This window comes from Streptosporangium sp. NPDC049644 (assembly GCF_040675205.1).
Lineage (GTDB): Bacteria > Actinomycetota > Actinomycetes > Streptosporangiales > Streptosporangiaceae > Streptosporangium > Streptosporangium fukuiense.
This window is the reverse complement of the sequence record NZ_JBFAOJ010000050.1, coordinates 23,466-47,974: the sequence shown is the minus strand read 5'-3', so window position 1 is coordinate 47,974 and position 24,509 is coordinate 23,466. Positions and strand designations below refer to the sequence as shown.

At 70.2% G+C, this 24,509-nt stretch carries 24 protein-coding genes, 1 tRNA gene and 1 pseudogene; 13 read left to right on the top strand and 13 right to left on the bottom strand.

The window, feature by feature from the left end; genetic code table 11:
* Positions 1 to 79: 79 nt before the first annotated feature.
* Positions 80 to 910, bottom strand: a complete 831-nt coding sequence (locus AB0J58_RS25870; protein ID WP_364219887.1) for a putative RNA methyltransferase — start codon at positions 908 to 910, stop codon at positions 80 to 82.
* Between the two features lie 113 nt (positions 911 to 1,023).
* On the opposite strand from AB0J58_RS25870, the gene AB0J58_RS25865 reads away from it, so the two are divergent.
* Positions 1,024 to 1,770, top strand: coding sequence for an MBL fold metallo-hydrolase (locus tag AB0J58_RS25865; protein ID WP_364219884.1), 747 nt, complete (start codon positions 1,024 to 1,026; stop codon positions 1,768 to 1,770).
* Between the two features lie 16 nt (positions 1,771 to 1,786).
* Here AB0J58_RS25865 and AB0J58_RS25860 read toward each other — a convergent pair whose 3' ends face one another.
* Together AB0J58_RS25860 and AB0J58_RS25855 are read right to left on the bottom strand one after the other, a co-directional pair.
* Complete coding sequence (locus tag AB0J58_RS25860; RefSeq protein ID WP_364219881.1) at positions 1,787 to 3,007, bottom strand: MFS transporter; 1,221 nt, start codon at positions 3,005 to 3,007, stop codon at positions 1,787 to 1,789.
* A gap of 80 nt (positions 3,008 to 3,087) precedes the next feature.
* On the bottom strand, positions 3,088 to 3,681 hold the full coding sequence (locus tag AB0J58_RS25855) for an XRE family transcriptional regulator (RefSeq protein WP_364219878.1): 594 nt from the start codon (positions 3,679 to 3,681) through the stop codon (positions 3,088 to 3,090).
* Positions 3,682 to 3,753: 72 nt separating this feature from the next.
* Between AB0J58_RS25855 and AB0J58_RS25850 the strand changes: the two genes are divergently transcribed.
* Positions 3,754 to 5,001, top strand: coding sequence for a benzoate/H(+) symporter BenE family transporter (locus tag AB0J58_RS25850; RefSeq protein ID WP_364219875.1), 1,248 nt, complete (start codon positions 3,754 to 3,756; stop codon positions 4,999 to 5,001).
* A gap of 12 nt (positions 5,002 to 5,013) precedes the next feature.
* Here the strand turns inward: AB0J58_RS25850 and AB0J58_RS25845 are convergent, their stop codons facing one another.
* On the bottom strand, positions 5,014 to 5,526 hold the full coding sequence (locus AB0J58_RS25845) for a hypothetical protein (RefSeq protein WP_364219872.1): 513 nt from the start codon (positions 5,524 to 5,526) through the stop codon (positions 5,014 to 5,016).
* 231 nt (positions 5,527 to 5,757) lie between these two features.
* On the opposite strand from AB0J58_RS25845, the gene AB0J58_RS25840 reads away from it, so the two are divergent.
* From AB0J58_RS25840 to AB0J58_RS25825, 4 genes are all read left to right on the top strand, one after another.
* Complete coding sequence (locus tag AB0J58_RS25840; RefSeq protein ID WP_364219869.1) at positions 5,758 to 6,726, top strand: magnesium transporter CorA family protein; 969 nt, start codon at positions 5,758 to 5,760, stop codon at positions 6,724 to 6,726.
* Positions 6,727 to 6,850: 124 nt separating this feature from the next.
* Positions 6,851 to 7,519, top strand: a complete 669-nt coding sequence (locus tag AB0J58_RS25835) for a response regulator (protein WP_343961679.1) — start codon at positions 6,851 to 6,853, stop codon at positions 7,517 to 7,519.
* Between the two features lie 95 nt (positions 7,520 to 7,614).
* Entirely contained in the window at positions 7,615 to 8,337 is a 723-nt protein-coding gene (locus AB0J58_RS25830) for an HNH endonuclease family protein (protein WP_364219866.1), read from the top strand.
* A 156-nt stretch (positions 8,338 to 8,493) separates the two neighbouring features.
* Positions 8,494 to 9,780 carry an aminotransferase class I/II-fold pyridoxal phosphate-dependent enzyme gene (locus tag AB0J58_RS25825; RefSeq protein WP_364219863.1) on the top strand — a complete coding sequence of 429 codons (1,287 nt, stop codon included), beginning with the start codon at positions 8,494 to 8,496 and terminating at the stop codon, positions 9,778 to 9,780.
* An 82-nt stretch (positions 9,781 to 9,862) separates the two neighbouring features.
* On the opposite strand, the gene AB0J58_RS25820 is transcribed toward AB0J58_RS25825, so the two are convergent.
* Positions 9,863 to 10,858, bottom strand: coding sequence for a LacI family DNA-binding transcriptional regulator (locus AB0J58_RS25820; protein ID WP_364219860.1), 996 nt, complete (start codon positions 10,856 to 10,858; stop codon positions 9,863 to 9,865).
* A gap of 422 nt (positions 10,859 to 11,280) precedes the next feature.
* Between AB0J58_RS25820 and AB0J58_RS25815 the strand changes: the two genes are divergently transcribed.
* Positions 11,281 to 12,555: a family 16 glycosylhydrolase gene (locus AB0J58_RS25815; RefSeq protein WP_364219857.1), complete on the top strand. Its 1,275-nt coding sequence runs from the start codon at positions 11,281 to 11,283 to the stop codon at positions 12,553 to 12,555.
* Positions 12,556 to 12,617: 62 nt separating this feature from the next.
* Positions 12,618 to 13,526 (top strand): annotated as a pseudogene (locus AB0J58_RS25810) (DUF1996 domain-containing protein).
* Between the two features lie 85 nt (positions 13,527 to 13,611).
* Here AB0J58_RS25810 and AB0J58_RS25805 read toward each other — a convergent pair.
* On the bottom strand, positions 13,612 to 14,442 hold the full coding sequence (locus tag AB0J58_RS25805) for a hypothetical protein (RefSeq protein ID WP_364219854.1): 831 nt from the start codon (positions 14,440 to 14,442) through the stop codon (positions 13,612 to 13,614).
* 384 nt (positions 14,443 to 14,826) lie between these two features.
* On the opposite strand from AB0J58_RS25805, the gene AB0J58_RS25800 reads away from it, so the two are divergent.
* From AB0J58_RS25800 to AB0J58_RS25790, 3 genes are all read left to right on the top strand, one after another.
* Positions 14,827 to 15,588 carry a 2,3-dihydro-2,3-dihydroxybenzoate dehydrogenase gene (locus AB0J58_RS25800; protein ID WP_364219851.1) on the top strand — a complete coding sequence of 254 codons (762 nt, stop codon included), beginning with the start codon at positions 14,827 to 14,829 and terminating at the stop codon, positions 15,586 to 15,588.
* An 86-nt stretch (positions 15,589 to 15,674) separates the two neighbouring features.
* A complete protein-coding gene (gene dhbC / locus AB0J58_RS25795) occupies positions 15,675 to 16,856 on the top strand; it encodes an isochorismate synthase DhbC (RefSeq protein ID WP_364219848.1) in 1,182 nt (393 codons plus the stop codon).
* Between the two features lie 42 nt (positions 16,857 to 16,898).
* Entirely contained in the window at positions 16,899 to 17,567 is a 669-nt protein-coding gene (locus AB0J58_RS25790; protein WP_364219845.1) for an isochorismatase family protein, read from the top strand.
* 48 nt (positions 17,568 to 17,615) lie between these two features.
* Here the strand turns inward: AB0J58_RS25790 and AB0J58_RS25785 are convergent, their stop codons facing one another.
* The 5 genes from AB0J58_RS25785 to modA all read right to left on the bottom strand — a co-directional run bounded on the left by AB0J58_RS25785 (position 17,616) and on the right by modA (position 22,036).
* A complete protein-coding gene (locus AB0J58_RS25785) occupies positions 17,616 to 18,890 on the bottom strand; it encodes an MFS transporter (protein ID WP_364219842.1) in 1,275 nt (424 codons plus the stop codon).
* Complete coding sequence (locus AB0J58_RS25780; protein ID WP_364219839.1) at positions 18,887 to 20,101, bottom strand: PLP-dependent cysteine synthase family protein; 1,215 nt, start codon at positions 20,099 to 20,101, stop codon at positions 18,887 to 18,889. The genes AB0J58_RS25785 and AB0J58_RS25780 overlap by 4 nt, the downstream gene beginning before the upstream one ends.
* A 109-nt stretch (positions 20,102 to 20,210) precedes the next feature.
* Positions 20,211 to 20,654 carry a hypothetical protein gene (locus AB0J58_RS25775; RefSeq protein WP_364219836.1) on the bottom strand — a complete coding sequence of 148 codons (444 nt, stop codon included), beginning with the start codon at positions 20,652 to 20,654 and terminating at the stop codon, positions 20,211 to 20,213.
* Positions 20,655 to 20,888: 234 nt separating this feature from the next.
* Positions 20,889 to 21,149 (bottom strand): hypothetical protein, encoded by a 261-nt coding sequence (locus tag AB0J58_RS25770; RefSeq protein ID WP_364219833.1) that lies wholly within the window; start codon positions 21,147 to 21,149, stop codon positions 20,889 to 20,891.
* A 101-nt stretch (positions 21,150 to 21,250) separates the two neighbouring features.
* On the bottom strand, positions 21,251 to 22,036 hold the full coding sequence (modA, locus tag AB0J58_RS25765; protein WP_364219830.1) for a molybdate ABC transporter substrate-binding protein: 786 nt from the start codon (positions 22,034 to 22,036) through the stop codon (positions 21,251 to 21,253).
* 473 nt (positions 22,037 to 22,509) lie between these two features.
* Between modA and AB0J58_RS25760 the strand changes: the two genes are divergently transcribed.
* Complete coding sequence (locus AB0J58_RS25760; protein ID WP_364219827.1) at positions 22,510 to 22,692, top strand: hypothetical protein; 183 nt, start codon at positions 22,510 to 22,512, stop codon at positions 22,690 to 22,692.
* A gap of 165 nt (positions 22,693 to 22,857) precedes the next feature.
* On the opposite strand, the gene AB0J58_RS25755 is transcribed toward AB0J58_RS25760, so the two are convergent.
* Positions 22,858 to 22,931: transfer RNA gene (locus tag AB0J58_RS25755), tRNA-Pro, on the bottom strand.
* A 35-nt stretch (positions 22,932 to 22,966) separates the two neighbouring features.
* Positions 22,967 to 23,890 carry a metallophosphoesterase gene (locus AB0J58_RS25750; protein ID WP_343961715.1) on the bottom strand — a complete coding sequence of 308 codons (924 nt, stop codon included), beginning with the start codon at positions 23,888 to 23,890 and terminating at the stop codon, positions 22,967 to 22,969.
* Positions 23,891 to 23,970: 80 nt separating this feature from the next.
* On the opposite strand from AB0J58_RS25750, the gene AB0J58_RS25745 reads away from it, so the two are divergent.
* Positions 23,971 to 24,429: a GatB/YqeY domain-containing protein gene (locus AB0J58_RS25745; protein ID WP_364219824.1), complete on the top strand. Its 459-nt coding sequence runs from the start codon at positions 23,971 to 23,973 to the stop codon at positions 24,427 to 24,429.
* The last annotated feature ends 80 nt before the right edge of the window (positions 24,430 to 24,509 follow it).

Below are 24,509 nucleotides of genomic sequence, written 5' to 3'. Positions count from 1 at the left end.
AGTAATGTCCGGGAATTTCGGACTAAATGTCACATCAGTAACAGGCGTCCCGAAGGTGGCTGTCAAGCGCACGGCTTGCTCAGGAGCGGTGCTTAAAGATAGACATGCGGAAAGAAGCCTGCACAGGGCTCATTTCACGAAGTCCTTGGATCTTTCTCCGCATAACTTCCGTATCCATGTGCCAGGCGCTGGGCCCCATTCCCACGACCGCCTCGACCGCGTCATGCCCCAGGGTCATCTCGAACTCATGGATGCTCCGGTCGGTCTCGACGAAGTGTTCGCTCAGGCTCTCCGCCATCCGTCGCTCCTTCGATTCGTCCACCGACAGAAGTCCCAGCCGCTCCACCAGTGGTACGAGGTGCCGCGAGGTGGGTGTGACGACGACAAGCTCACCGTCACCCCTGAGCACTCGGGCGAACTCTGTCCCGTTTCTTGGGGCAAACACATTCAGAAGCACATCTATGGTGCCATCTCTCAGCGGCAGTGGTCTCCAGACGTCGGCCACCACCGCCCCCAGCCGGGGGTGCGCCCGCGCGGCCCGCCTGATCGCGTGCTTGGAGACGTCCAGCGCCACTCCGACGGCCCCCGGCAGCTCGCCGAGCACCCGCGCCAGGTAGTGGCCCGTCCCGGCTCCGGCGTCCGCCACCGCCTTCGCGCCGGCAGGGCAGGCGCCGGCGATCGCTTCGGCAAGGGGGGTGTAGTGACCGGCGCCGAGGAAGGTGTCCCTGGCCGCCACCATGGCCGCGCTGTCGGCCGTCCCGGGCACCCGTGACCCGGTCAGCAGGCTGACGTATCCCTGCCTGGCCACGTCGAAGCCGTGCCCCAGGGCGCACCCGAGGACCCGGTCGTGAAGGGCCAGGGCGCCTCCGCAGACCGGGCAGGCGAGGTGTTCGACGACATCGTCCAGCATCGCTCCATCATCTCGCGTTCCGCCGCAGCTGAATTGTCATGAAATGTTCCTATGATGCGAGCGGTGTCCCCTCATGACGAGGGCGGGTACCACTCAATCGAACAGGAGGGCGAATGGTTCATCGGCCGACAACGGTGGCCGGGGTCGAGGTGTTCCCGCTGTGTGACGCGGTGGGGCCGATGGGCGACTCGATCCGGCGCCCGATGCGGGAGATGTTCCCCGGTGGCTGCCACGGTGAGCCGGACGAGTGGATCCTGCACTTCCACTGCTACCTGCTGCGCGACGCGGCGGGCCGTACGGTGCTCGTCGACACGGGCATCGGCCCCAGCGACTCGCCCGCGTCGAGCTGGGCGCCGGTGCCCGGCGCGCTGGGCGCGGAGCTGGCCCGGGTGGGGACGGCCCCCGAGGAGGTGGAGGCCGTGGTCATCACGCACCTGCACAGCGACCACGCGAGCGGAGCGGTGCTCGCGGGGGCACCGGCCTTCCCCAACGCCCGGTACGTCCTGCAGCGCGCGGAGATCGACGCGGCGGCCGAGACGGTCCTGGACCACGTCGTCCGGCCGCTGGGCGAACAGGTGCAGGCCGTGGCCGGCGGCGCGGAGGTGCTGCCGGGCGTCCGGGTGCTGCTCGCGCCGGGGCACACCCCCGGCCATCAGGTCGTCCAGCTCGGTGATCTGCTGCTGACCGGCGACCTGGTGCTGCATCCGGTGCAACTGGAGAACCCGCGGGTGACCTACCTCTACGACGACGACCCCGAGCTGGCCGCGGCCACCCGGGTGGAGCTGCTCGACCGGGTCAGGGCGGAGCGGGGAATGATCGGCACGGCCCACTTCGCCGAGCCCTTCACCCGGATCGTCTGACGGGAGACAACCGGCCCTACGCGCTCGCCTGGGCGGCGGAGAGCAGGCGGCGCGCCTTGCCCCGGTAGCGGATGACCTGGACGGCACCCAGGGCCCAGATCGGATACTGCGTGGCGAACGCCCATCGGAAGGCCTCCGGGCCGCTCCCGCCCACCAGGTCGAGGGTGACGCCGATCAAAACGATCACCGACACGGACGCGACGAAGCCGCCGCCGTTCACTATGCCGGTGGCCACGCCGATCCGGGTGGCCGGGTTGAAGGTCCTGGCGTAGTCGAAGCCGATCATCGACCCGGGGCCGTTGGCCGCCAGCACCACCACCAGCGCCACCAGCAGCCAGAGCGGTGCCCGCCCCGGCCAGACCAGTACGGCGGTCCACGCCCCGGCGGTGGTGCCGATCACGACGAGCACCATCCGGGAGCGGTGGAAGGGGAACCGCCCGGCGAGGTAGCCGAGCAGCGGTCCGCACACCATGCCGCACAGGGTCAGCGTGGACAGCAGCACACCCGCCGTCGAGGGGGACAGCCCCTGGCCCTGGACCAGGAAGGGATATCCCCACAGCATCAGGAAGGCCGCGGCCGAGCACTGGGTGGCCGCGTGGGTCCACATGCCCAGCCGGGTGCCGGGCTCGGCCCAGGCGGCCTTCAGGCCCGGCGACTCCCCGGTGCGCTCGGGGCGGGCATCGCGCACCACCGTGACCAGCAGGAACGCGGAGAGCACGCCCAGCGCGGCGGCGCCCATGAAGGTCGGCGTCCAGCCGTAGGTGTGCAGGGAGTGGATGAGGGGCACCGCGGAGGCGATCGCGCCGAGCTGGCCGATCAGGCCGGTGAGCTGGACCATCAGCGGGTTGCGGTGGGCCGGGAAGGAGAGGCCGACCAGCCGGATCACGCTGATGAACGTCATCGCGTCCCCGCAGCCGATCAACGTCCGCCCGGTGACCCCCGGCAGCAGTCCTTCGGCCAGGGCGAAGACGAGTTCGCCGCAGGCCATCACCATGGCCCCCAGAACCAGCATGCGCTTGGAACCGAGCCGGTCGACCAGCATCCCGACGGGCACCTGCATGCTCGCGTAGACCAGCAGCTGGCACATGGCCAGCACCGAGAGCCCCGCCGCGCCGACGTCGAGCCTCGCCGCCGCCTCGATGCCCGCCACGCCCAGTGACTGCCGGTGGAACACGGCGATGACGTAGGCCAGTACACCCACGGCCCAGATGAGAATCGCGGTGGACCGTGGTGTCATACGGCAAATATTACTTTTTGGGAATTTTACGGATTTGAGTGGGTCGCCGAACGTCGGCGGAGGCCGCGCGGGCCGCGGGATCAGCGGCGCGGGTAGCGGATGAGCAGGCCGGCCTGGACGTCCTGGTCGCCGAGGGCGGCGTAGCTGTGCGGAACGTCCGAGTGCCAGGAGATGTGCTCGCCGGGACCGGCCCGCAGGGGGGCGTCGGCCGGTCCCGCGCTGAGCGTGCCGGCGAAGACGGTCAGGTGCTCGGTGACGCCCTCGTGGTGCGCGGGCGAGACCTGTGGCGATCCCGCGCGGATCACCAGCCGGTAGAGCTCGTAGGTGACCTCCGCGTCCTCGAAGACCTGGAGCAGTGTCCCCTCCGTCGCGGTCCCGTGGAAGACCCGGTGGTCGCTCCCGCCGGGGACGGTGGCCGGGCCCTCCGGCGTCGAGGCGGCGAAGGCCGCGGTGATGGGGACGCCGAGCTCGGCGGTGATCGCCCAGAGGGTTTCCAGCGTGGGGTTGCGGGTGCCGTTCTCCAGGCCGGAGAGCGTGGCCTTGCCGACACCGGCGTCGCGGGCGAGGGCGGACAGGGAGATGCCGCGCTCTTCGCGCAGTCGGCGGATCCGCCGCCCGATGTCGGCCATGTCACCGTCCACGGCGGGGCGGGGACGTTGTGCTTCGGAGTTCATGGGGCTATCGTGCAGCACCGGATCTGTTCCGTTTACGGAACGATCGACGCCCCCTCGTGTGAGGACCGACAGATGACACGCCTGCTTCAACCCGTGCTGGCCGGGGTGGTGACTGCGGTGGTCGGTTTCGCCAGTTCCTTCGCCGTGGTCCTGGCCGGGCTCAGGGCGGTGGGCGCCGACCAGCGACAGGCGGCGTCAGGGCTGCTCGCGCTCTGCGTGGCCGGCGGCGTGCTGGCCGTCTGGCTGGGAGTGCGGCGGCGGGTCCCGATCGTCATCGCCTGGTCCACGCCCGGGGCGGCGCTACTGGTCGCGACCGGCACCGTGGAGGGCGGGTTCCCCGTCGCGGTCGGCGCGTTCGCGGTCTCGGGGCTCCTCCTCACCGCGGCCGGGCTCTTCCCCGTCCTGGGCCGATGGGTCGCGTCCATCCCCACCCCGATCGCCGGTGCCATGCTCGCCGGGGTCCTGCTCGACCTGTGCGTGGCGCCGGTCAGGGCGCTCGCCGAGGTACCGCTGATGGCCGGCCCCGCCGTTCTCGCCTGGGCGTTGCTGAGCAGGTTCGCCCGAGGATGGGCGACCCCGGTGGCCCTCCTCGTCGCCGTCACGGCGATCGCCCTGACCGGGGCGTGGCCGGGGGCGATGGACGTGCGGCCGGTAGTGGAGGTGACCGTCCCGTCCTGGAACGCCCAGGCGCTGGTCAGCATCGCGCTCCCGCTTTTCCTGGTCACCATGGCCTCGCAGAACGTGCCGGGCATGGCGGTCCTCGCCGGGTACGGCTACCGTCCCCCGCTGCGGGGGATCCTCGTCTCCACCGGTCTGGCGAGCACACTGGGCGCTCCACTGGGCGGTCACGCGGTGAACCTGGCGGCGATCAGCGCCGCCCTGGCCGCCGGGCCCGACGGTGACCCCGACCCGGCCCGCCGGTGGATCGCCTCGGTCAGCGCGGGCGCCTCGATGATCCTCCTCGGGATCGGCTCGGGGCCGGCCACGGCGCTCGCCCTGCTCTCTCCGTCGTCGCTCATCGAGGCCGTCGCCGGTCTCGCCCTGCTCGGCGCGTTCGCCTCGGCCGTCACCTCCGCGGTCGCCGACCCCGGGGGCAGGGAGGCCGCGATCGTCACCTTCGTGGTCACCGCCTCGGGGCTGACGCTCCTGGGGATCGGCGCCGCCTTCTGGGGACTCGTGGCCGGCGGGCTCATGACGCTGCTGCACCGCCGCGGGAGGTCCACCCGAACCCCGCCGGCCGCGGCCATGGCGAACGTCGGCGGTGGCGACGGCGGTCCGGACACGCCTCAGCCGAAGCGGCCCGCGGGCCGCCCCGGCTGAGGCGAGACGTGACTAGCGGTGGTCCGAGCGCCCGTGGCGACCGGCCACGAGCTGGTCGGTGGAGGGCTGGCGGGGCACCTCGACCCGGGGATGGGGCGCGGTGTCCTCGGCGCGGTCGTCGACGCCGTCACGGTCACGGTCGACCACGGGAGTCGCAGGAGCCGTGGGAGTGGCGGGAGCCGGGGGAGTCTTGGAAGCGGCGGGGGTCGCTTCGAGCTTGCGCTCCAGTTCCCGCTTCTCCTCCTCCAGGCGGGTGACACGGTCACGAGCCTCCGCGCGCGAGGCACGGAGCCTGCGCCGGTGCGCGGACGAGCGCCGCATCCCGGCGAACATGATTCCCAGGCCGAGCAGGAGAACCGCTCCGGTGGCCACACCCGCGAAGAAGAGCTCCAGCTGGGTGAGCTGGATCACGCGGTCGAACATGGTGAACGTCGCGGTGGTGGTCGATGCTGCGGTCTCGTCCCAGGAGACCGCGATCACGGTCGCACCCGCGAGTACGATCAAGAGAAGTCCCAGCACTATCATGTGACCTCACCTCAGGCTTCGGCTGTTGTGGTATGCACTGCTGCCCCGGGTGGGCGGGATTATTCATTCGAATCCCCGTGGCCGCCGGGGAATGCGGCGGCCGGTCCGCCGGAGGACGCCCCGGCGTCGTCGCCACAGGGTGATCCGATTCACCCGGCCGGGCACGAGGTCCGAAGATGTGGATCCGACGGGGATTCCAGGTCCGTCACCACAGGTCTAGGGTGGGCGCCCATGGACCGTACCCGCCTGTACCGCAACGGGGTTCTGGAAGCCGAGGGTTTTCCCATCGACGACGTCTCCGAGCATGTGGGAGACACCTCGGCCGTCGTCTGGTTCGACCTCTGCTCGCCCACGCAGGCGGACCTGGCGAAGATCAGCGAGGAGTTGGGCCTCCACCCCCTTGCCGTCGAGGACGCGATCCACAGTCAGCAGCGCCCCAAGCTCGACACCTACGACAGCCACCTGTTCATCACCGTCTACGCGACGAGGCTCGCGGAGGATGAGCTCGACTTCATCGAGATCTCGATCTTCATGACCAGGAACGCCCTGGTCACCGTGAGGGAGAGTTCCGAGTTCGACATCGACGAGGTGATCAGGCGCTGGGACGCCAACGCCGACATGGCCAAGTTCGGGGCACCGTATCTGCTGCACGCCCTGCTCGACCACATCGTGGACGGCCACTTCGAGGTCCTCCAGGTGGTGGACGACCGGGTCGAGGAACTGGAGGACGACCTCTTCCAGAACAACTCCCGGGACATGCAGCACGTCCAGCGCCGGACCTTCGACATGCACAAGAAGCTGGTGCGCCTCCGGCGGCTGGCGGTGCCGACGCGCGAGGTCGTGGGCAGCCTGCTGCGCAGGGGCGAGGACATCATGGACCGTGGGCTGACCCCGTACTACCAGGACGTCTACGACCACACGCTGCGCACCGCGGAGTGGAGCGAGTCGCTGCGGGATCTGGTGGGCAACATCCGCGAGGCCCAGGTGAACCAGCAGGGATTCCGGCTCAACGACATCATGAAGAAGATCACGAGCTGGGCGGCCATCATCGCGGTACCTACGATGATCACCGGCTTCTACGGGCAGAACGTGCCCTACCCCGGCTTCGGGCAGCCGATCGGGTTCTGGGTGTCCACGGCCCTGATCGTCGTGGGCACCATCCTGCTCTACCGGGCGTTCCAGAAGCGTAACTGGCTCTGATCCGGCCGGACCCCGTGCCCACTCCGGATATTTGGCCGGCCGTAACCTGGCTTCGGGGAGGGGATCGGCCGCCGGAGTCCGCGCTGTGCCTCTCCCCGGCTGTGCCCGCAACCGTGGAGGACCCGTGACGCGCATCCTCGTCGTCGATGACGAGCCCCAGCTCCTGCGGGCGCTGAGGATCAACCTGGTCGCCCGCCGGTACGAGGTGGCCGTGGCCGCCGACGGCGCCGCCGCCCTGCGCCAGGCCGCGGATTGGCACCCCGACCTGGTGGTGCTCGACCTCGGCCTGCCCGACATGGACGGGGTGGACGTCATCCACGGGTTGCGCGGCTGGACCGCCGTCCCGATCATCGTGCTGTCCGGCCGGGCCGAGGGCCGTGACAAGGTGGAGGCCCTGGACGCGGGCGCGGACGACTACGTCACCAAGCCGTTCGGCGTCGACGAGCTGCTCGCCCGGATCCGCGCGGTGTCGCGCCGCGTCTCGGTTCCCGAGGAGGAGCCGGCCCGGTGCGTGATCGGTGAGCACGAGGTGGACCTGGCGGGCAGGACCGTCTCGGGTGGCGTGCGGCTGACCCCCACCGAGTGGCGCCTGCTGGAGATACTGGTCCGCAACCCCGGCAAGCTCATTACCCAGCGCCGCCTGCTGAACGACGTCTGGGGCTCCTCCTACCACAAGGAGACCAACTACCTGCGTCAGTACATGGCCCAGATGCGCAAGAAACTGGAGCGCGATCCCGCACACCCGGTCCATCTGCTCACCGAGCCGGGCATGGGCTACCGCTTCCAGCCCTGACCGGCCGGGTCTCAACCCGCGGACACTCCCGTGTCAACCAACCGATTCCCGGGAATCGGTCAAGAACGGGCCGGTAGACCCTTCTGGAGGTACGGGTGGGCGCGCGGGGGGTGGTCGCCGTGGTGCTGGGCGCCGCGATGCTCTTCTCACTGTCGACGCACGACGACACGCGTGCGAGGGCCGCGCCGGCGAGGGTCGTGCCACTGGACAACCCGGACGGTCTGCGACCCGGGCTGGCACCCGTCAGGTCGGCCGGAGACCGGAGCGCCGCGGTCAGGTTGATCAGCGGGCTCCGGGTCGGGCGGATGGGGTCGAAGGCCGGTTACAGCCGGGCCAGGTTCGGTGCGAACTGGGCCGACACCGCCAGTGGCGTGCCGTACGCGCGCAACGGCTGCCGTACCCGCGACGACCTGCTGGCCCGCGACGGCGAGGAGGTGCGCTACCGTCGCGGATCCGGCTGCGTGGTCGTCTCCATGCGGCTGCGCGATCCCTACACCGGCCGGACCGTGCACTGGAGCAAGAAGCGCTCCGACGAGATCCAGGTCGACCACGTGGTCCCGCTCTCCTACGAGTGGCGGATGGGGGCCTCCCGCTGGTCGCGGTCCAAGCGGATGCGCATCGCCAACGACCCGCTCAACCTCCTTCCGGTGTACGGCGACGCCAACGAGGCCAAGGGCGGATCGGGACCGGCCTCCTGGCTTCCCCCCAGGCGCGGGGTCCGCTGCGCCTATGTGGTCCGTTTCGCCCAGGTGGCCCTGAAGTACCACCTGCCGGTCACCCGTGCCGACAAGAGGGTCATGCTCGCCCAGTGCCGGTGACCTCCGGTGGACCGGTCGGAAGCGGTCGCGCGGTGAGATCTTCTATCCTTTGGAACCGACACCGGTCACCTTCGGAGCCGTCCCTTCACCGTCTTCCCAGTCGGTCGCCGGCCGCCTCTGGAGCCGATCCCGACCAGCAGGCGAAGGAACACTCCCGTGACCTCTCCGGCACTCTCGGCACTGACCATCGACGAGCTGACCGCCCAGCGGGACGCCGCCCAGTGGGACTACGACGCACTGGTGCGGCGCGGTCTCTCCCTCGACCTCACGCGCGGCAAGCCGTCGGCGCGCCAGCTCGACCTCTCCGAGGCCCTGCTGGACCTGCCCGGCGGCCACACCGCCGCGGACGGCACCGACTGCCGGAACTACGGCGGCCTCCAGGGCCTGGCAGAGCTCCGGGAGATCTTCAGCGGACCCCTGCAGGTGCCCGCCGCCCAGCTCGTCGCCGCGGACAACTCCAGCCTCTCGCTGATGCACGACTCGATAGTGCACGCCCTGCTCGGCAGGCTGCCCGGTGCCGAGCGCCGCTGGGCCGACGAGCCGCGGGTCGCGTTCCTGTGCCCGGTTCCCGGTTACGACCGCCACTTCGCCCTGTGCGAGCGGTTCGGCATCGAGCTGATCGGTGTGCCGATGAACGCCGAGGGGCCGGACATGGACGTCGTGGAGCGTCTCGTGCGGGAAGACCCCCAGGTCAAGGGCATCTGGTGTGTGCCCAAGTACAGCAACCCCAGCGGCGTCTCCTACGGCGACGAGACGGTGCGGCGGCTGGCCGCCATGCCGGCCGCGGCCCCGGACTTCCGGATCTTCTGGGACAACGCCTACGCCGTGCACCACCTCACCGACACCCCGGCGGAGATCGCCGACATCCTGGCGCTGTGCGCGGAGAGCGGCAACCCCGACCGCGTCTTCGTCTTCGGCTCCACCTCGAAGGTCACCTTCGCCGGTTCCGGCGTCTCCTTCTTCGGCTCCTCCCCGGCCAACGTGGCCTGGCTGCTCGGACACACCGCCAAGCGCACCATCGGCCCTGACAAGATCAACCACCTCCGTCACGTGGAGTTCCTCCGCGACGCCGACGGCCTGGCCGAGCACATGCGCCGGCACCGGGAACTGCTCCGGCCGAAGTTCGACGTGGTCGAGGCGATCCTCGCCAAGGAACTGGGCGGCACCGGCCTGGCGACCTGGTCCACCCCCTCGGGCGGCTACTTCATCAGCCTGGACGTGCTGGAGGGCTGCGCGCGCGAGGTGGTGAGGCGGGCCGGTGAGGCGGGCATCGCGCTGACCCCCGCGGGCGCCACCCACCCGTACGGGAACGACCCCCGCGACAGCACCATCCGCATCGCCCCCACCTACCCCGAGCCGGAGGAACTGGAGTCGGCCATCCTGGGCCTGACCACCTGCGTGCGCCTTGTCGCCACCGAGAAGCTCCTGGCCGGAGCCCGCTAGGAGCCGAGGCGGATTCCGCATCCGGCGGTGATGCCGACGAACGTCGCACCGCGCCCGCGGGAACTCCTTCGATTCCCGGCGGCTAGCTGGACTCCCTGACCACGAGCTGGGTCGGGAGGATCACCGGGGCGGCGTCCTCGCCTCGTAGCAGGCCGAGCAGCAGGCGGGCGGAGGCGGCGGCCTGCTCGCCCATCGGGCTGCGCACCGTGGTGAGCGGGGGGTCGGTGTAGAGGGCCGCCTCGATGTCGTCGAACCCCACCACCGCCACGTCGTCGGGCACCCGCCGGCCCGCCCGGCGCAGCGCCCGCATGGCGCCGATCGCCATCAGGTCGTTGGCGGCGAACACCGCGTCCAGCGCGGGGTCGTCCTCCAGCAGCTGCGCCATGGCCTCGGCTCCGGAGATCCGGGTGAAGTCGCCGATGGCCACGATCGAGCGCCGCCCGGTCTCGCTCAGCACCTCGCGGTAGGCGCCCAGCCGGTCCTGGGCCGCGGACATGTCCAGCGGCCCGCTGATGGTGGCGATCCTGCGCCGCCCTCGTTCCAGCAGGTGCCGCACCGCCTGGGCGGCGCCGCCGACGTTGTCGTTGTCGACCCAGGGCGTGGCTCCCCAGAAGGCGGGCCTGCCGTGTGAGACGAGCGGGACGCCCGTCGTGGCGAGCGCGGCCGGCAGCGGGTCGGCGCCGTGCATCGACACGAGCATGACCGCGTCCACGTGCCGGGCGGCCACGAACTGCCTGGCCCGCACGCGGGCGTCATCCGAGCCCGCGAGCATGAGCACCACCTGCTTGCCCGCCGCCTCGAACTCGCGGCCGGCCGCGCGCACGACCGTGGAGAACATCGGGTCGTCGGAGACGAGCCCGGCCGGCGGGTCGGAGACGATCACCGCGATGGAGTCGGTACGCCGGGTCACCAGGCTGCGCGCCGCCGGGTTGGGGACGTAGCCCAGCTCGTTCACCGCCCGCATGACCAGATCGCGGATGTCCGAGGCGACGGTCGGCTCGCCGTTCACCACCCTGGAGACCGTCGACTTGGACACGCCGGCCCGGGTGGCGACAGCCTCCAGGGTGGGTCGTCTCATGTGCCTCTCCCACAGTCCGTACCGCCGGTCGGCCGGTGGTGCCGGAACGTGCGGTGCCACCTCCAAGAAGCCTAATCGATGATCATGAAGAGAGCGCTCCCTCACAAAGGGTGATGAGAGGTGAGATTTCTGTCAATGACACGAACGGAATCGGGCTCTCCCTCCCGTCGGCCCGCGGAGGAATCCGGGAAAACGCTCCCAGGAAAAGATCTTCTTGATCGCAGCTCATGGCGTCGGGTAACAGTACAAACGGTTTTGTGGGAACGCTCCCTGAATCAGCGGTCGGTTTCCGGATCATGTACAGCCCGTTTCCTGCTGGTTGAACGGATACTTGACAGGCCTTGTCGGACGAGAGCGCTCTCTGCTTGAGAGAGCGCTCCCCGAACCGTACCGGTACGCACCCCCCGCCCCGAGGAGACGCCATGCCCTCGCTTCGAAGTCCCGGCCGCCGGGTGGCCCTGATGATCGCCGCGGCCGTCACCCTCGTCACATCCTGTCTCGCCGTCAGGCCCGCCTCCGCCGCCGACACCCTGCTGTCCCAGGGCAGGACGGTGACCGCCTCGTCCGCGGAGAACGTGGCCTTCCCCGCGTCGGCGGCCGTCGACGGCGACGCGGGCACCCGCTGGTCCAGCGGGTTCGCCGATCCGCAGTGGATCCAGGTCGACCTCGGCGCCACCGCGACCATCACGCAGGTGTCGTTGAGGTGGGAGACCGCCTACGGCAGGGCCTTCGAGATCCAGACCTCCCCCAACGGCACCACCTGGACGCCGATCTACTCCACGACCACCGGCACCGGCGGCGACCAGGCGCTGGCGGTCAACGGATCCGGCCGTTACGTGCGGATGTACGGCACCCAGCGCTCCACCCAGTACGGCTACTCGCTGTGGGAGTTCCAGGTCTACGGCACCGGCGGCGCCCCCATCACCCCGCCGCCGCTCCCGCCCGACCCGGCCAACCTGCCAAGGCTCGTCTGGAGTGACGAGTTCAACGGCGCGGCGGGGACCAGACCCGACGCGGCCAAGTGGACCCAGGACCCGGGAACCGGCCCGAACAACGAGCTGGAGTACTACAACCCCAACAACACCGCCATGGACGGCAACGGCAACCTCGCCATCACGGCACGGCAGGAGGCCACCCCCGGGTCGGTGTGCCCGGGCGGGACCTGCCAGTACACCTCGGGCCGGATCAACACCGGCGGCAGGTTCACCTTCACCTACGGCCGGGTCGAGGCCCGCGTCAAGGTCCCGAAGGGCAACGGCCTGTGGCCGGCGTTCTGGATGATGGGCGCCGACTTCCTCACCGGCAGGCCGTGGCCGTACAACGGCGAGATCGACATCCTGGAAGTGCTCGGCAAGGACGTCAAGACCGCCTACTCGACGGTCCACGCACCCGCCTACAACGGCGGCGGCGGTGTCGGCAGCCCGTACACGCTGCCGACAGGCGCGGACTTCTCCGACGACTTCCACGTCTGGGCGGCCAACTGGGACAGCAAGGGCATCGTCTACACCCTGGACGGCCGGACCGTCTTCACCGTCAGCAAGGACCAGGTCGAGGCGACGCGGGGCCCGTGGGTCTTCGATCATCCCTTCTACATCATCCTCAACCTCGCGGTAGGCGGCGACTGGCCAGGACCGCCGGACGCGAGCACGGGTCTCCCCAAGCAGATGCTCGTCGACTACGTACGCGTCTACCAGTAACTCCACCGCACCCCGGTACGGCTCGCGCGAGCGGTACCGGGGACCTCCCGAAGGAGTCACCCATGCACCCGGTACTCTCCCCGGCCGGCCTCCGACGCCGGTTACGCCCGCTGACCCTGATGACCACACTGCTGGCGCTTCTGGGCACGTCCCTCGTCCTGCACACCCCGCAGGCCGCCGGCTCGTCCGCGGCGGTCGTCCGGGTGGCGGAGTTCCTCGCCGACTGCCCGTTCAGCCACCGTCTGCCCGACGACCCGATCGTCTTCCCCGGACTTCCCGGCGCGTCGCACATGCACAGCTTCTTCGGCAGCACCGCCACCAACGCCCACACGACGCTGGCGTCCCTGCAGAGCTCCCCGAGCAACTGCAACCCGCGCGTCGACCTGTCGTCGTACTGGGTGCCGACCCTCTACAAGGGCAACACCCCGGTGGAACCCACCGGCACCACGTTCTACTACCTGGGGGAGGGCGTCCGCGACGACATCATCGCGCGGACCCAGCCGCTGCCCCTGGGCCTGCGGATCGTCGCGGGCAACGCCAAGGCGACCGGGATCGACGATCCCAGCGGCAACGCGCGCTGGTCGTGCCTGCACGCCGGGCACGTGGGGGCCGCCAAGGACTTCGTCAACTGCCCGGCGGGCACCATGCTGGAGTCCTAGCTGGAGTCCTACCTGGACTTCCCGCAGTGCTGGAACGGCAGGGACCTGGACTCGGCCGACCACAAGAGCCACATGGCCTACCCGGTGGGCGGTGCCTGTCCCGCCTCGCACCCGGTGCCGGTGCCGAAGCTACGCCAGGTGCTGAGGTACCCGGTCAGCGGTGACCCGGCACAGCTGCGGCTGGCGTCCGGGCGCGGATACACGATGCACGGCGACTTCTTCAACGCCTGGCCCCCGGCCGAGATGGAGCGCCGCCTGCGCGACTGCATCCGCCCGATCATCAAGTGCGGCGCGGACGGCACGCCGTCCTGACACCGGTGCGGGCCCCGCCACCGGGGCCCGCTACCGGGGCCGGGCGGGGCCGATCGGACCGGCGACGCGGGTGTCCCCATCGTGCCTACTGGCCCGTGGCCTCAGCCGTCTGCGCCTCCTCGGCGAGAGTGCCGCACTTGAAACCCGTCTCGCGCTCCGGTTCGAGCTGGATGGATTCGAGGATGGTCTTGTCCATGGAGCGCCGGATGGTCTCGAACCTGTCGCAGTCGTAGAGGACGTACGCGCCGTTGCTCTCGCCGAGCAGCATCATCCACCGGCTGTCGTAGAGCGGCTTGTCGTTCTCGGCGCTCCGGAGAACGGCCCACTGGTCCTGGAAACCGACGTAGGTGATGAGCTCGTTGGCCTTTCCCGTCTCCTGCACCTCGATCGCCCCCAGGGTCATCTGCATGATCAGTAGGAATCCCAGGCCGAGGCCGGTGAGGGCGCCGACGAGCACCTTCATCCCGGCGCGGCCGACGGGCTTGCGGCGCAGCAGCCGGAACGGCACCAGGAAGGCCAGTACGCCCAGCCCCACGGCCACGACGACCTTGACGGCGAGGTCGGTGTCGCCGAAGACGTCGAGCAGGCCCCAGTAGGTCGCACCGCACCACAGTGCGGCGATCGCGGCGATCAGCCAGGGCCGCCGCCGTACGGCGTTCACGAGCCTGCCGACCGTGCCGAAGGTCGCCTTGTCGGCCAGCCAGCCCAGCCCGACGATGACGCCGAGCACCGGCAGGGCGACCAGCAGCAGCAGGATCAGGGTGCCCATCAGCCGGCCGAGCAGGACCGACTGGTCGATCCCCGCCTGCTCCGGGGTGATCTGGAACACCGAGTACATCGACTGAACGCCGAGGTAGAGCACGGCGTAGAGCGCGACGCCGATCGGGACGATGACCGAGCCGATGCGCTCGATCATCTCCAGGACGCCGCCGCTGTTCTCCTCTGCCGGATCTGCCGGAGCTGTTGGAGGAGTGTCTTGCGAAATAGGGGGAATATACGCAGGTTGCTCAGAAATATCCTGGCTTGTCATGAAGAGTGATCATAAGCCGTAACGATTGACGCGACATTGCTAAGAGACAAACGCGTCATCACCTCGGTCATCCATGCGAAAGCCCTCGGAATCGGCACCGCTCCGGCCCCCGCGCTCCTCGTGCGTCGTCACGCCTGGCGGTCAGGAGTGTTCGTACCAACCTCCGCGATGTCCACCTGATCTGTGAAAAGTAACTATAAGTTTTTGCTGCGCAACTTAAAGTGATGGCACTAGCCTGCCTACCGGCGAGAGACCGACGGAGGTGGGGACATGCTGGCGGAAGGTGGAGTGGCCGTGGTCACCGGTGCGGCACAGGGCATCGGCGAGGCGGTGGCGCGAGCCCTGACGGCGGCGGGCACGCGGGTCGCCGCGCTCGACGTGAACGCCGAGCGGGTCGAGCGGGTCGCCGCCGGGCTCGGCACCGCGGTCGCCTACCCCTGCCAGGTCACCGACAGCGCCGCCGTCGACGACGTCGTCGCGAGAGTCGAGGCCGACCTCGGCCCGATCGAGTTGCTCGTCAACGTGGCCGGAGTGCTCTGCTCGGGATCGGCCGTCGCCCTCAGCGACGACGACTGGGCCCGGACCTTCGCCGTCAACACCGGCGGGGTCTTCCACCTGTCCCGGGCGGTCGCCCGCCGGATGATCCCCCGTAGATCCGGGGCGATCGTCACCGTGGGTTCCAACGCCGCGGGCGTGCCGCGGATGAACATGTCGGCCTACGCGGCCTCCAAGGCGGCGGCCGCGCAGTTCACCAAGTGCCTCGGCCTGGAGTTGGCGCCGTACGGTATCCGCTGCAACGTGGTGTCGCCCGGTTCCACCGACACCCCCATGCAGCGCGCCCTGTGGACCGGCGGCCACGACGCGCGGGCGGCCATCGACGGATCGCCGGCCACCTTCCGGGTGGGCATCCCCCTCGGCCGCCTGGCCGACCCGGAGGACATCGCGAACGCGGTCCTCTTCCTGGCCTCCGACCGCGCCAGGCACATCACCATGCAGGACCTGTACGTCGACGGGGGCGCCACGCTCCGGTAGTGGCACGGTCCTCTCCCAGCGCCGGCCGCCCGCCGGCGCTGATCCCTCCTATTCCTGGATCCCCTCCTGACAGGAGAGCTTTTCCCATGTCGCCGAACGACGCCCTCACCATGTCCCGAATGCCGGACCTCCTGGAGGATTACGAACCCGGCACCTTCTTCTTCACCTCGCCGACCCGGACCCTGCTCGCCAGGGGGGTGTGCCAGGAGGTCTCCGTTTCGGGGGCGATGAGCCTGCGAGACCGTGTCGCCTCCGCCCTGCGGGACGCCAAGAACTCGGGTCACCCCAACCCCGTAGTGGTGGGCGCGATCCCCTTCCGCGACGACCGCCCGCCACGCCTGCTGGTGCCCGCCGCCGTCTGCTGGACGAGCCCACCGGCCGGCCCACCTGCCGGCCCCGAGCAGGTCACCGGCACGTTCACCGGATTCGGCCCGGTCCCCGACCCCGGTGACTACCTGCGCGGGGTGGAGAAGGCACTGGCCAAGCTGACCGCCGGAGAACTCAAGAAGATCGTGCTGGCCCGCGCCCTGGACGTCACCCTGGGCGCCCCCGTCGACGTCGGGCGCGTGCTGCGCAACCTCGTCCGGCGCGACCCGCAGGCCTACGGTTACGCGGTGGACCTGCCGTCGAGCACCGCCACGGCCCGCACGCTCCTGGGGGCCAGCCCCGAGCTGCTCGTCTCCCGCTCCGGGCGCCGGATCACCACGAACCCGCTGGCCGGGTCCGTGCCCCGTCACCCGGACCCCGTCATCGACCGGGAGCGGGCCCGCGCCCTGCTCACCTCCGACAAGGATCTCCGCGAGCACGCGCTGGTGATCGAGAGCATCGTGGAGCTCCTGCGCCCGTACTGCAGGGAACTCTCGGTGCCCGCCGGGCCCTCACCGCTGTCCACCGCCTCCATGTGGCATCTGTCGACCCGGATCACCGGCGTGCTCGACGACCCCGCGGTCACGTCGCTGGAGCTGGCCACCATGCTGCATCCCACCCCCGCCGTCTGCGGCACCCCCGCGAGCGCCGCACGCCAGGCCATCGAGGAGATCGAGCCGTTCGACCGCGGCCTGTACGCCGGTCTGGTCGGGTGGGGGGACTCGGCGGGCGACGGCGAATGGGTCGTGACCATCCGCTGTGCCGAGGTCGCCGACCAGACCCTGAGGCTGTTCGCCGGTGCGGGAATCGTCGCCGGCTCGGTGCCGGAGACCGAGCTCGCCGAGACCACCGCCAAGTTCCAGACCATGCTCCGCGCCGTCGGCCTGGACCAGGACCGCTGACCCCCCGTCCGGCCCACTGACACAGGAAAGGAGACAGCACCCGTGGCCCTTCCCCAGATCGCCTCCTACCCGCTGCCAAAAGAAGGCGATCTTCCCGAGAACCAGGTGGCCTGGCGCCCTGATCCGCGCCGCGCCATCCTGCTGGTCCATGACATGCAGAACTACTTCCTCGCCCCCTTCGCGGCCGGCGCCGCACCGCTGACCGGGCTCATCGACAACATCGGTCTGCTGCGCGAGGCCTGCGCCGGGCTGGGGGTTCCGGTCGTCTACTCGATGCAGCCCGGCGGCCAGAGCAGCCACGAGCGCGGCCTGCTCCAGGACTTCTGGGGCTCGGGCATCCCCGGTTCGCAGGAGAGCGAGATCGTCGCGAGCCTCCTCCCCGCGGCGTCCGACATCCTGCTCACCAAGTGGCGTTACAGCGCCTTCCGCAGGACCGACCTGCGCACCCGGATGGACGCCATGGGCCGCGACCAGATCATCGTCTGCGGTGTCTACGCCCACATCGGCTGCCTCATGACCGCCTGCGACGCCTTCATGCAGGACCTGCAGGCATTCCTGGTGGCCGATGCCGTCGCCGACTTCTCCCGGGAACACCACACCATGGCCCTCGCCTACGCCGCCCAGCGCTGCGCGGTCACGGCCGTCACCGGTGACCTGTTGCGCGGGTGGGACCCCGCGCCGCAGGCCACCGAGACGGCCGGTGGCGGGTAGCCGGCCGCGGGAACCCGCTTCGCGAGGCCGGGGCGCCCCCGAGGCGCGTCACGCCGTCGCCGGAGCGGCCCGCGATGAGGCCGCCAGGCGCCCCGATCGATCCAGGGCGACCACGGCCGCGGCGCAGCCAGGGCCGATCAGCACCAGGGCCAGCCACGGCAGGCTCGGCAGACCCGCCCGCGCGCCCAGATCCAGCGCCCATCCGGTGAGCAGGTTGCCCGCGGCGATGCCGATCCCGGCCAGGGTGCTGTAGAGCCCGTAGTAGGTACCCACCATGTGCCGGCCGCCGAAGACGGCGATGGTCGCCATCTCGAACGGGTAGATGATCATGGTGGCCAGGCTGAGCAGCGCCGCCGTCCCCAGGACGGGGAGCAGCACGAGCACCCCGGCGGCGCCGCCGGACGTGCCGGCGCTGCCCGCCCAGGGGGCGGCCAGGGCCACCGGGGCGAAGGCGAGCCCCATCAGGACCAGACCTCTGGCGATGGCCTGCGGCGGCCGCCACCGCCGGGTCGCCCACGCGGTCAGGCGGGCCTGACCGACGATGGTCAGCACCGCGGAGACCACGAAGACGAGGGTGACCCCCAGCTCGCCACCCGTCACCCGGCGGATCTCCAGTGGCAGGCCCAGATAGACCTGGAAGTTCAGCACGTACGAGCCGATCATGGCCAGCGAGAAGAGCAGGAAGGGCCGGTTGCCGAACACCTCGCGCCAGTCGAGCAGCACGCTCCGTCTCTCCTCGGCCCGCGGGCGGTCGCCTTTCGGCAGGGCCCGCGTCTGGGCGACGGTGAGCACGGCGAACATCACGCCCGCGACCAGGCAGACGAGCCTGAAGGCCACCGCGTTGAGCAGCAGGCCGACGAGCGGCCCGATCAGGATGCCGAGCTGGTAGAAGGCGTTGAACGCGGCGAACGCCTCGACCTTCCGTGCCCCGGCCTCCTGGGCGAGGTAGGCCCGCACGGCGGGGTTGAACAGCGCGCCGGCGAACCCGGTCAGGGCCGAGGCGGTGACCAGCATGGGCAGCGAGTCGGCCACGGCCAGCATCAGGAACGCGAGGGTGCGCAGCCCGCACCCTGCGACGATCATGGGTTTGTGGCCGAGCCGGTCGGCGAGGGTGCCGCCGACCAGGAACATGCCCTGCTGGCTGAGGTTGCGGATGCCCAGGATCAGGCCGACCAGTGCCGCCGGCAGCGCCAGCGCTCCCGACAGGTGACCGGCCAGGTAGGGCATCAGCATGTAGAAGCCGATGTTGATGGTGAGCTGGTTGACCAGTAGCAGTCTCACCGGCCGGTCGAAGGAGCGGGTCAGGGTCAGGGTGCTTCTCACCGCCGGACCTCTTCGTCTCCGGAGGGTGCCCTCCCGGCGGTCGCGCCGCCTTCCGGAGGGGCGGGTGTTCCCGCGACGCCGTTTCCCGGGACGGTGGGGTCGAGCACGGTCGTACACCGGGTCCAGCGGGTCAGCTCGCGCTCGGCGGGATGGACGATCTCGTCGGGGTCGGTCGCCGCGGGTGCGCCGAGCAGATCCCGTTCGGCGCAGTAGTCGTCGTTGAACACGGTGTCGAAGTAGCGGTGCGGGCCGTCGGGGAAGATCGCCGCTATCCGGGTGTGGCCGGGCAGTGTGCGGGCCAGCCAGGAGGCCACCAGGGCCACCGCGCCGACGCTCCATCCGCCGGTGGCGTACCGCAGCGCGGCCAGGCGCCGGCAGGCCCAGACCGCTTCGGCGGGCGCGACCCAGTGGACCTCGCCGAACGCCTCGTACGCCACGTTGCGCGGGTAGATGCTGCTGCCCAGGCCGCGCATGAGCCGCGAGCGCGCGGGCTGGCCGAAGATGGTCGAGCCGATCGTGTCGACGCCGACGAGCCGGAGGTCGGGATAGAAGCGCCGTAGCGCGCGGGAGACCCCGGCGCTGTGACCGCCGGTGCCCACGCTGCACACCAGGACGTCGATCCGTCCGAGCTGGCCGGCCAGCTCCATGGCAAGCCCCGTGTAGGCGGTGACGTTGTCGGGATTGTTGTACTGGTCCGGGCAGTAGGCGCCCGGGGGCTCGTCGAGCAACTCCAGCACGCGCCGGCGGCGAGCCTGCTGCCAGCCGCCCACCGGGTGCGGTTCGCCGACGACGACGACACGTGCTCCGTAGGCGGCCAGCAGCCGGCGCATCAGCGGCTCCATGCCCGGGTCGGTCACCAGCGTCACCGGATGGCCGCCGACGATGCCGGCCAGCGCCAGGCCCAGGCCGAAGGTCCCGCTGGTGGACTCCACGATGGGTGCCCCGGGTCGCAGCAGGCCGCGCTCGCGTGCCCGCTCGACGATGTAGAGGGCGGAGCGGTCCTTGATCCCTCCGGGATTGTTGCCCTCCAGCTTCGCCCAGAACCCGCGCCCCTGCCCCGAGGCGATCTCCGGAATCCAGAGCACCGGGGTGTTGCCGACCACGTGCTCGGGGGCGTGGCAGGTGGCTCCGGTGATCAACTGGCTGAGCGAGGCGGTGGCGATCTGTGGCGAACTCGCAGTGATCTGCGATGAACTAAGTGTATATATCATGATCCGTTTCCCCTGGATGCGATGTGATCGACTCGCTGACGGGCGCGCGCGAACGACGGCTCATACCGCTCAGCGGGAGCGTGGAGTCGTTGACGGCCCGAGGGGCGGGCTATATGCGGGAAACGGATTTGAGAAGAAGTAACGCGGCCCCGGGGGGCGGGCGGACCGGTTGCGCGCGACGCCGCGCGGGCGGCGGTGAAGGTGCCGCGGCATCCTCGACCACCGCCGGGTCGCCGAGGACCGGTCCGGACGGCACCAGGACGCGCGTGCCGGTGATCTGGGCTCCGGCCGCCGCGCCGCACAGGTGGTGGTCTTCGTCGACGGGCGGCACCGGGCACGGTAGGTGCTCCGCCGGCGTCCCCGCGCCGATCAGGGTGAGAAGCCCGGTGGCGCCTACCTCGACGGTCGGCCCGGGGGCGCGATGGTGGCCCCGGTGGACGGGGGCCACCACACACAGTGTCAGGTGCATCAACACGGCGGCACCGAGTACGACGAGCCCTAGCGCGAAGGCGACGCCTCCGTGCCGTGCGACCCGCCGCATCGATGCGATCATGACCACAAACGTACATTACCGCTTGCTGTCATCTGACTGCGGGGGGTTACTTTATGCTCTTAAAGGCTCCTATGAGCGCTGGAAACCATGTCGGCACCGGCCGCTCCAATGCTGAGTGCTCCACGCCGCGACCGGCCACGGGACCCGCGTCGTGCGCACGAACGGGAGCCGTGTCCGGGTGATACGCCGGTGCATCGGCCGGACGCGCGAAGGCGCGCCCGCGGAGCGGCGCGTCTAGTGCCTGAGGCCGCAGGGGCAGGGCAGGCCGGCCGGTTCGGGGGGATCGGCCCAGTGCAGGGCGATGAACGGCTCGGTGCGGCAGGGATGGTGCACCCGTTCGCGGGTGATGCGGTAGCGGGCCATGCCCTCGGGCTCTTCGGGCGAGCGGCGCGGGACGGGCACGGTGAGGGTGCCGATGTCCTGGTCGATGTGGGTGAGCATGCCGTGGCAGGGGCCGCCCAGGCAGATGGCGTTACGGGGCTGGCCGCCGCTCATGCCGTACCCCCTGCCGTACCTCCTGATGGGCGGCCGGGCGGGCCGGGGCGGCAGTGTGCGCCGTTCCGGCCCGCCGGGGTCGCGGATCGCGTCATCGGTGGTCAGGGGGCTTGGAAGCCGGCCTTGGTCAGTACGTCCTTGCCCTGCTGCGACAGCACCAGATCGACGAACCGCCTGGCCGCCTCGGGGGCCTTGGACAGGGTGGCGATCGGATAGTCGTTGATCGCCTTCTCCGCCTCGGGGAAGGCGATGCCCGAGACCTTGCCGCCGGAGGAGATGACGTCCGTCCTGTAGACCAGGGCGGCGTCGACCTCGCCGAGTGAGACCTTGGCCAGAGTGGCCTTGACGTCCTGTTCCAGGGTGACCGGTGTGACCTTCAGTCCGGCCGCGTCCAGCGCCTTGACCGCCGCGGCGCCGCACGGCACCTGCTCGGCGCAGAGGGCGACCTTGACCTTCGGATCGGCCAGGTCGCTCAGACCGTCGACCTTGGCGGGATTGTCGGCGGGTACGGCGATCTGGAGGACGTTGCGCACGAAGGTGACCGGGGTGCCGGCCAAAGAGGCGTCGGTGACGGTCTTCATCGTGGCCGGGCTGGCGGCGGCGAAGACGTCGGCCGGGGCGCCTTCGACGATCTGCTGGGCCAGGGTGGCGCTGGAACCGAAGTTGAACCGCACGGTCGTACCCGGGTGCGCGGCCTCGAAGGTCCTGCCCAACTCGGTGAACGTGCCGGTCAGCGAGGCGGCGGCGAACACGGTCAGGGTCGTGGTCCCGCCCCCGGACGGCCCGCCCGAGGAGGTGGCCGGATCGCCGGCACCGCAGCCGGCCAGGCCGGCGGCCAATGTGAGGGCGACGGGGATCGTGGCCCACCTGGAAAGACGCCTGAACAACGAGGGCTCCTCACTGATTGACGGTGCCGACTCAGAACGTCGCCACGGACAATCACGATACCCTCGTATATTCATGCTTCAAAAGGTGGATTCCCTCGCAGTAGAGAAAGCCTCTGCGGATTCGTCATCGCACCTGCGGTAAGCGTCCCGGCCTTCGCGGGTCCAGGTCCCGCCTTGGCCGGACGACATCCCAGCGGAGCCGCCCGCGACGATGCCGGTCGAACCCGCCGCCCTCGCGGGCACTGTTTCAGGACCGGCCTGACCGATGAGTGCCGCGGCGAGACGACCTCCGTCGACGCCCCCGGGACGACGCCCGCGCCGAGGAGACGGAGCGGCCGCTCCGCCGGGCGGCAGGAGAAGGTCGTGGGCCGACTCGTGGAGTTGGAGGCGGTCGTCCTGCTCAGCCGCTTACCAGCCGATTGCAGGTCACGCCGCTGACCATGGATATCTGACACCTATATTTTGGAGGCCGTATGACTGCGACAGCCCGACTCGGGAAGCGTCTCGTTCTGGCAGCCCTGGCGGGGCTCATTCTGCTTGGGGTTGGTTTCACCAACACGGGTACCGGTGACGCCGACGTGCTCGCCGGGGCGGGGCTACCCATCAGGCTCTCGCTCACCAACACCGCGGAGACGCCCGACGTGGCGAAGTCGTAGAGCTACCTGGAAATACTTAGAAGTCCGTCACTCCGGAAAGTGGCGGACTTCTTGCCGCTCAGTGATCCTGGCGCGGCCGCGACGAGTGACCCTGGGGTCAGGAAAAGCGAAAGGCCGTTCCTGATCTCTCAGAAACGGCCTTTGACCTCGGGACTTTGTTCAACGTCGGGGTGACAGGATTTGAACCTGCGGCCTCTTCGTCCCGAACGAAGCGCGCTACCAAGCTGCGCCACACCCCGGTCGCACGTCCGGTCTTGCTCGTGCTTGGGAAAGTCTAGCGGACTTCGTGGATGCTTGCGTCGCCGCGCCGACGGGGCACCAGGGTCAGCAGGCTGGCCTCGGGGTAGCAGGCGAAACGGGCCGGAGCGTAGGGGCTGGTGCCGAGACCGGCGGAGACGTGGAGGTAGGCGGAGTCGTGGCGGCTCATGCCCTTGACCCGGGCTCGGTCGATGCCGCAGTTGGTGACCAGGGCGCCGTAGAAGGGGACGCAGAGCTGGCCGCCATGGGTGTGACCGGCGAGCAGCAGCTGGTAGCCGTCGGCGGCGAAGCGGGTCATGTTGCGGGGCTCCGGCGAGTGCATCACCCCCAGCCGCAGGTCGGCCTCGGCCGGTGCGGGGCCGGCGATCAGGTCGTAGCGGTCGCGGTTGATGTGGGAGTCGTGGATGCCGCCCACCGCCACGTCGAGATCACCGACCTTGACCCGGGCGGTGGTGTTGTTCATGTCGAGCCAGCCCTCGGCGGCCATGGCGGCGCCCAGCTCCTCCCAGGGAAGCGTGGGGATCTTCTGGCCGTAGTCGGCCTTGGAGGTGCGCCAGAGATAACGCAGCGGGTTCTTCGGCTTCGGCTCGTACATGTCGTTGGAGCCGTAGACGAACAGCCCCGGACGCGACAGCAGGGGCTCCAGGGCATGCATCAGGGGCGTGATCGCGTCGGGGTGCGCGATGGAGTCGCCGGTGTTGACCACCAGGTCCGGGTGGAGGGCTCCGAGCGAGCGGACCCAGTCGATGAGCATCCGCCTGCCAGGGGTGAGGTGCAGGTCGGACAGGTGCAGGATGCGTACCGGACGCTGCCCCGGCTCCAGAACGGGCACGTCGAAGCGGCGCAGCCGGAACGCGTTGCGCTCGACGATCGAGGCGTACGCGAGGCCGGCCAGGCCGACACCGAACAGGGACAGGGGCACCGCGGCTGCTTTCCTCACCTTCTCATCATGCCCGAGATCGGCCCTGCGGACGGAAACTCTGGATACAGCGGGGCTGGTGAGGCGGCAAGATGGACCGCATGAGCGCATTGAAGGACAAGCTGAAGGCCGATCTCACGGCCTCCATGAAGAGCAGGGACGAGATCCGCACCCGCACGATTCGGATGGCCCTCGCGGCCGTGAACGTCGAGGAGGTCTCGGGTAAGGCGGCGCGCGAGCTCAGCGACGACGAGATCGTCAAGGTGCTCGCCAAGGAGGCCAAGAAGCGCCGGGAGGCGGCCGAGGCGTTCAGCGGTGCCGGCCGGGCGGAGCAGGCGCAGGCGGAGATCGACGAGCAGGCCGTGCTGGAGGCCTACCTGCCGGCCCAGCTCTCCGACGAGGAGCTCGCCGTCCTCGTGGACGAGGCTGTCACCGAGAGCGGCGCTTCCGGGCCGCAGGCCATGGGCCAGGTCATGAAGATCGTGAACCCGAAGGTCGCCGGGCGCGCAGAGGGTGGTCGCGTCGCACAGGCCGTACGGGCGCGCCTCGCGTCCTCCTGACCCGAGAGGTCATGGCGGCGCCCCTTCAGGTAGGACGAGAGCCCTCCTCGCCGGCCCTTCGAAGGGCCGGCGAGGAGGGC

What these genes read in the sequence shown, in the direction of transcription:
- AB0J58_RS25775 (WP_364219836.1), bottom strand. Translation starts at nt 20,654, where the DNA reads ATGATCGCATCGATGCGGCGGGTCGCACGGCACGGAGGCGTCGCCTTC.
- AB0J58_RS25760 (WP_364219827.1), top strand. Translation starts at nt 22,510, where the DNA reads ATGACTGCGACAGCCCGACTCGGGAAGCGTCTCGTTCTGGCAGCCCTG.
- AB0J58_RS25780 (WP_364219839.1), bottom strand. Translation starts at nt 20,101, where the DNA reads ATGATATATACACTTAGTTCATCGCAGATCACTGCGAGTTCGCCACAG.
- AB0J58_RS25820 (WP_364219860.1), bottom strand. Translation starts at nt 10,858, where the DNA reads ATGAGACGACCCACCCTGGAGGCTGTCGCCACCCGGGCCGGCGTGTCC.
- dhbC (WP_364219848.1), top strand. Translation starts at nt 15,675, where the DNA reads ATGTCGCCGAACGACGCCCTCACCATGTCCCGAATGCCGGACCTCCTG.
- AB0J58_RS25770 (WP_364219833.1), bottom strand. Translation starts at nt 21,149, where the DNA reads ATGAGCGGCGGCCAGCCCCGTAACGCCATCTGCCTGGGCGGCCCCTGC.
- AB0J58_RS25870 (WP_364219887.1), bottom strand. Translation starts at nt 910, where the DNA reads ATGCTGGACGATGTCGTCGAACACCTCGCCTGCCCGGTCTGCGGAGGC.
- AB0J58_RS25815 (WP_364219857.1), top strand. Translation starts at nt 11,281, where the DNA reads ATGCCCTCGCTTCGAAGTCCCGGCCGCCGGGTGGCCCTGATGATCGCC.
- AB0J58_RS25745 (WP_364219824.1), top strand. Translation starts at nt 23,971, where the DNA reads ATGAGCGCATTGAAGGACAAGCTGAAGGCCGATCTCACGGCCTCCATG.
- AB0J58_RS25860 (WP_364219881.1), bottom strand. Translation starts at nt 3,007, where the DNA reads ATGACACCACGGTCCACCGCGATTCTCATCTGGGCCGTGGGTGTACTG.
- AB0J58_RS25805 (WP_364219854.1), bottom strand. Translation starts at nt 14,442, where the DNA reads ATGATCGAGCGCATCGGCTCGGTCATCGTCCCGATCGGCGTCGCGCTC.
- AB0J58_RS25865 (WP_364219884.1), top strand. Translation starts at nt 1,024, where the DNA reads ATGGTTCATCGGCCGACAACGGTGGCCGGGGTCGAGGTGTTCCCGCTG.
- AB0J58_RS25840 (WP_364219869.1), top strand. Translation starts at nt 5,758, where the DNA reads ATGGACCGTACCCGCCTGTACCGCAACGGGGTTCTGGAAGCCGAGGGT.
- AB0J58_RS25850 (WP_364219875.1), top strand. Translation starts at nt 3,754, where the DNA reads ATGACACGCCTGCTTCAACCCGTGCTGGCCGGGGTGGTGACTGCGGTG.
- AB0J58_RS25855 (WP_364219878.1), bottom strand. Translation starts at nt 3,681, where the DNA reads ATGAACTCCGAAGCACAACGTCCCCGCCCCGCCGTGGACGGTGACATG.
- AB0J58_RS25845 (WP_364219872.1), bottom strand. Translation starts at nt 5,526, where the DNA reads ATGATAGTGCTGGGACTTCTCTTGATCGTACTCGCGGGTGCGACCGTG.
- AB0J58_RS25800 (WP_364219851.1), top strand. Translation starts at nt 14,827, where the DNA reads ATGCTGGCGGAAGGTGGAGTGGCCGTGGTCACCGGTGCGGCACAGGGC.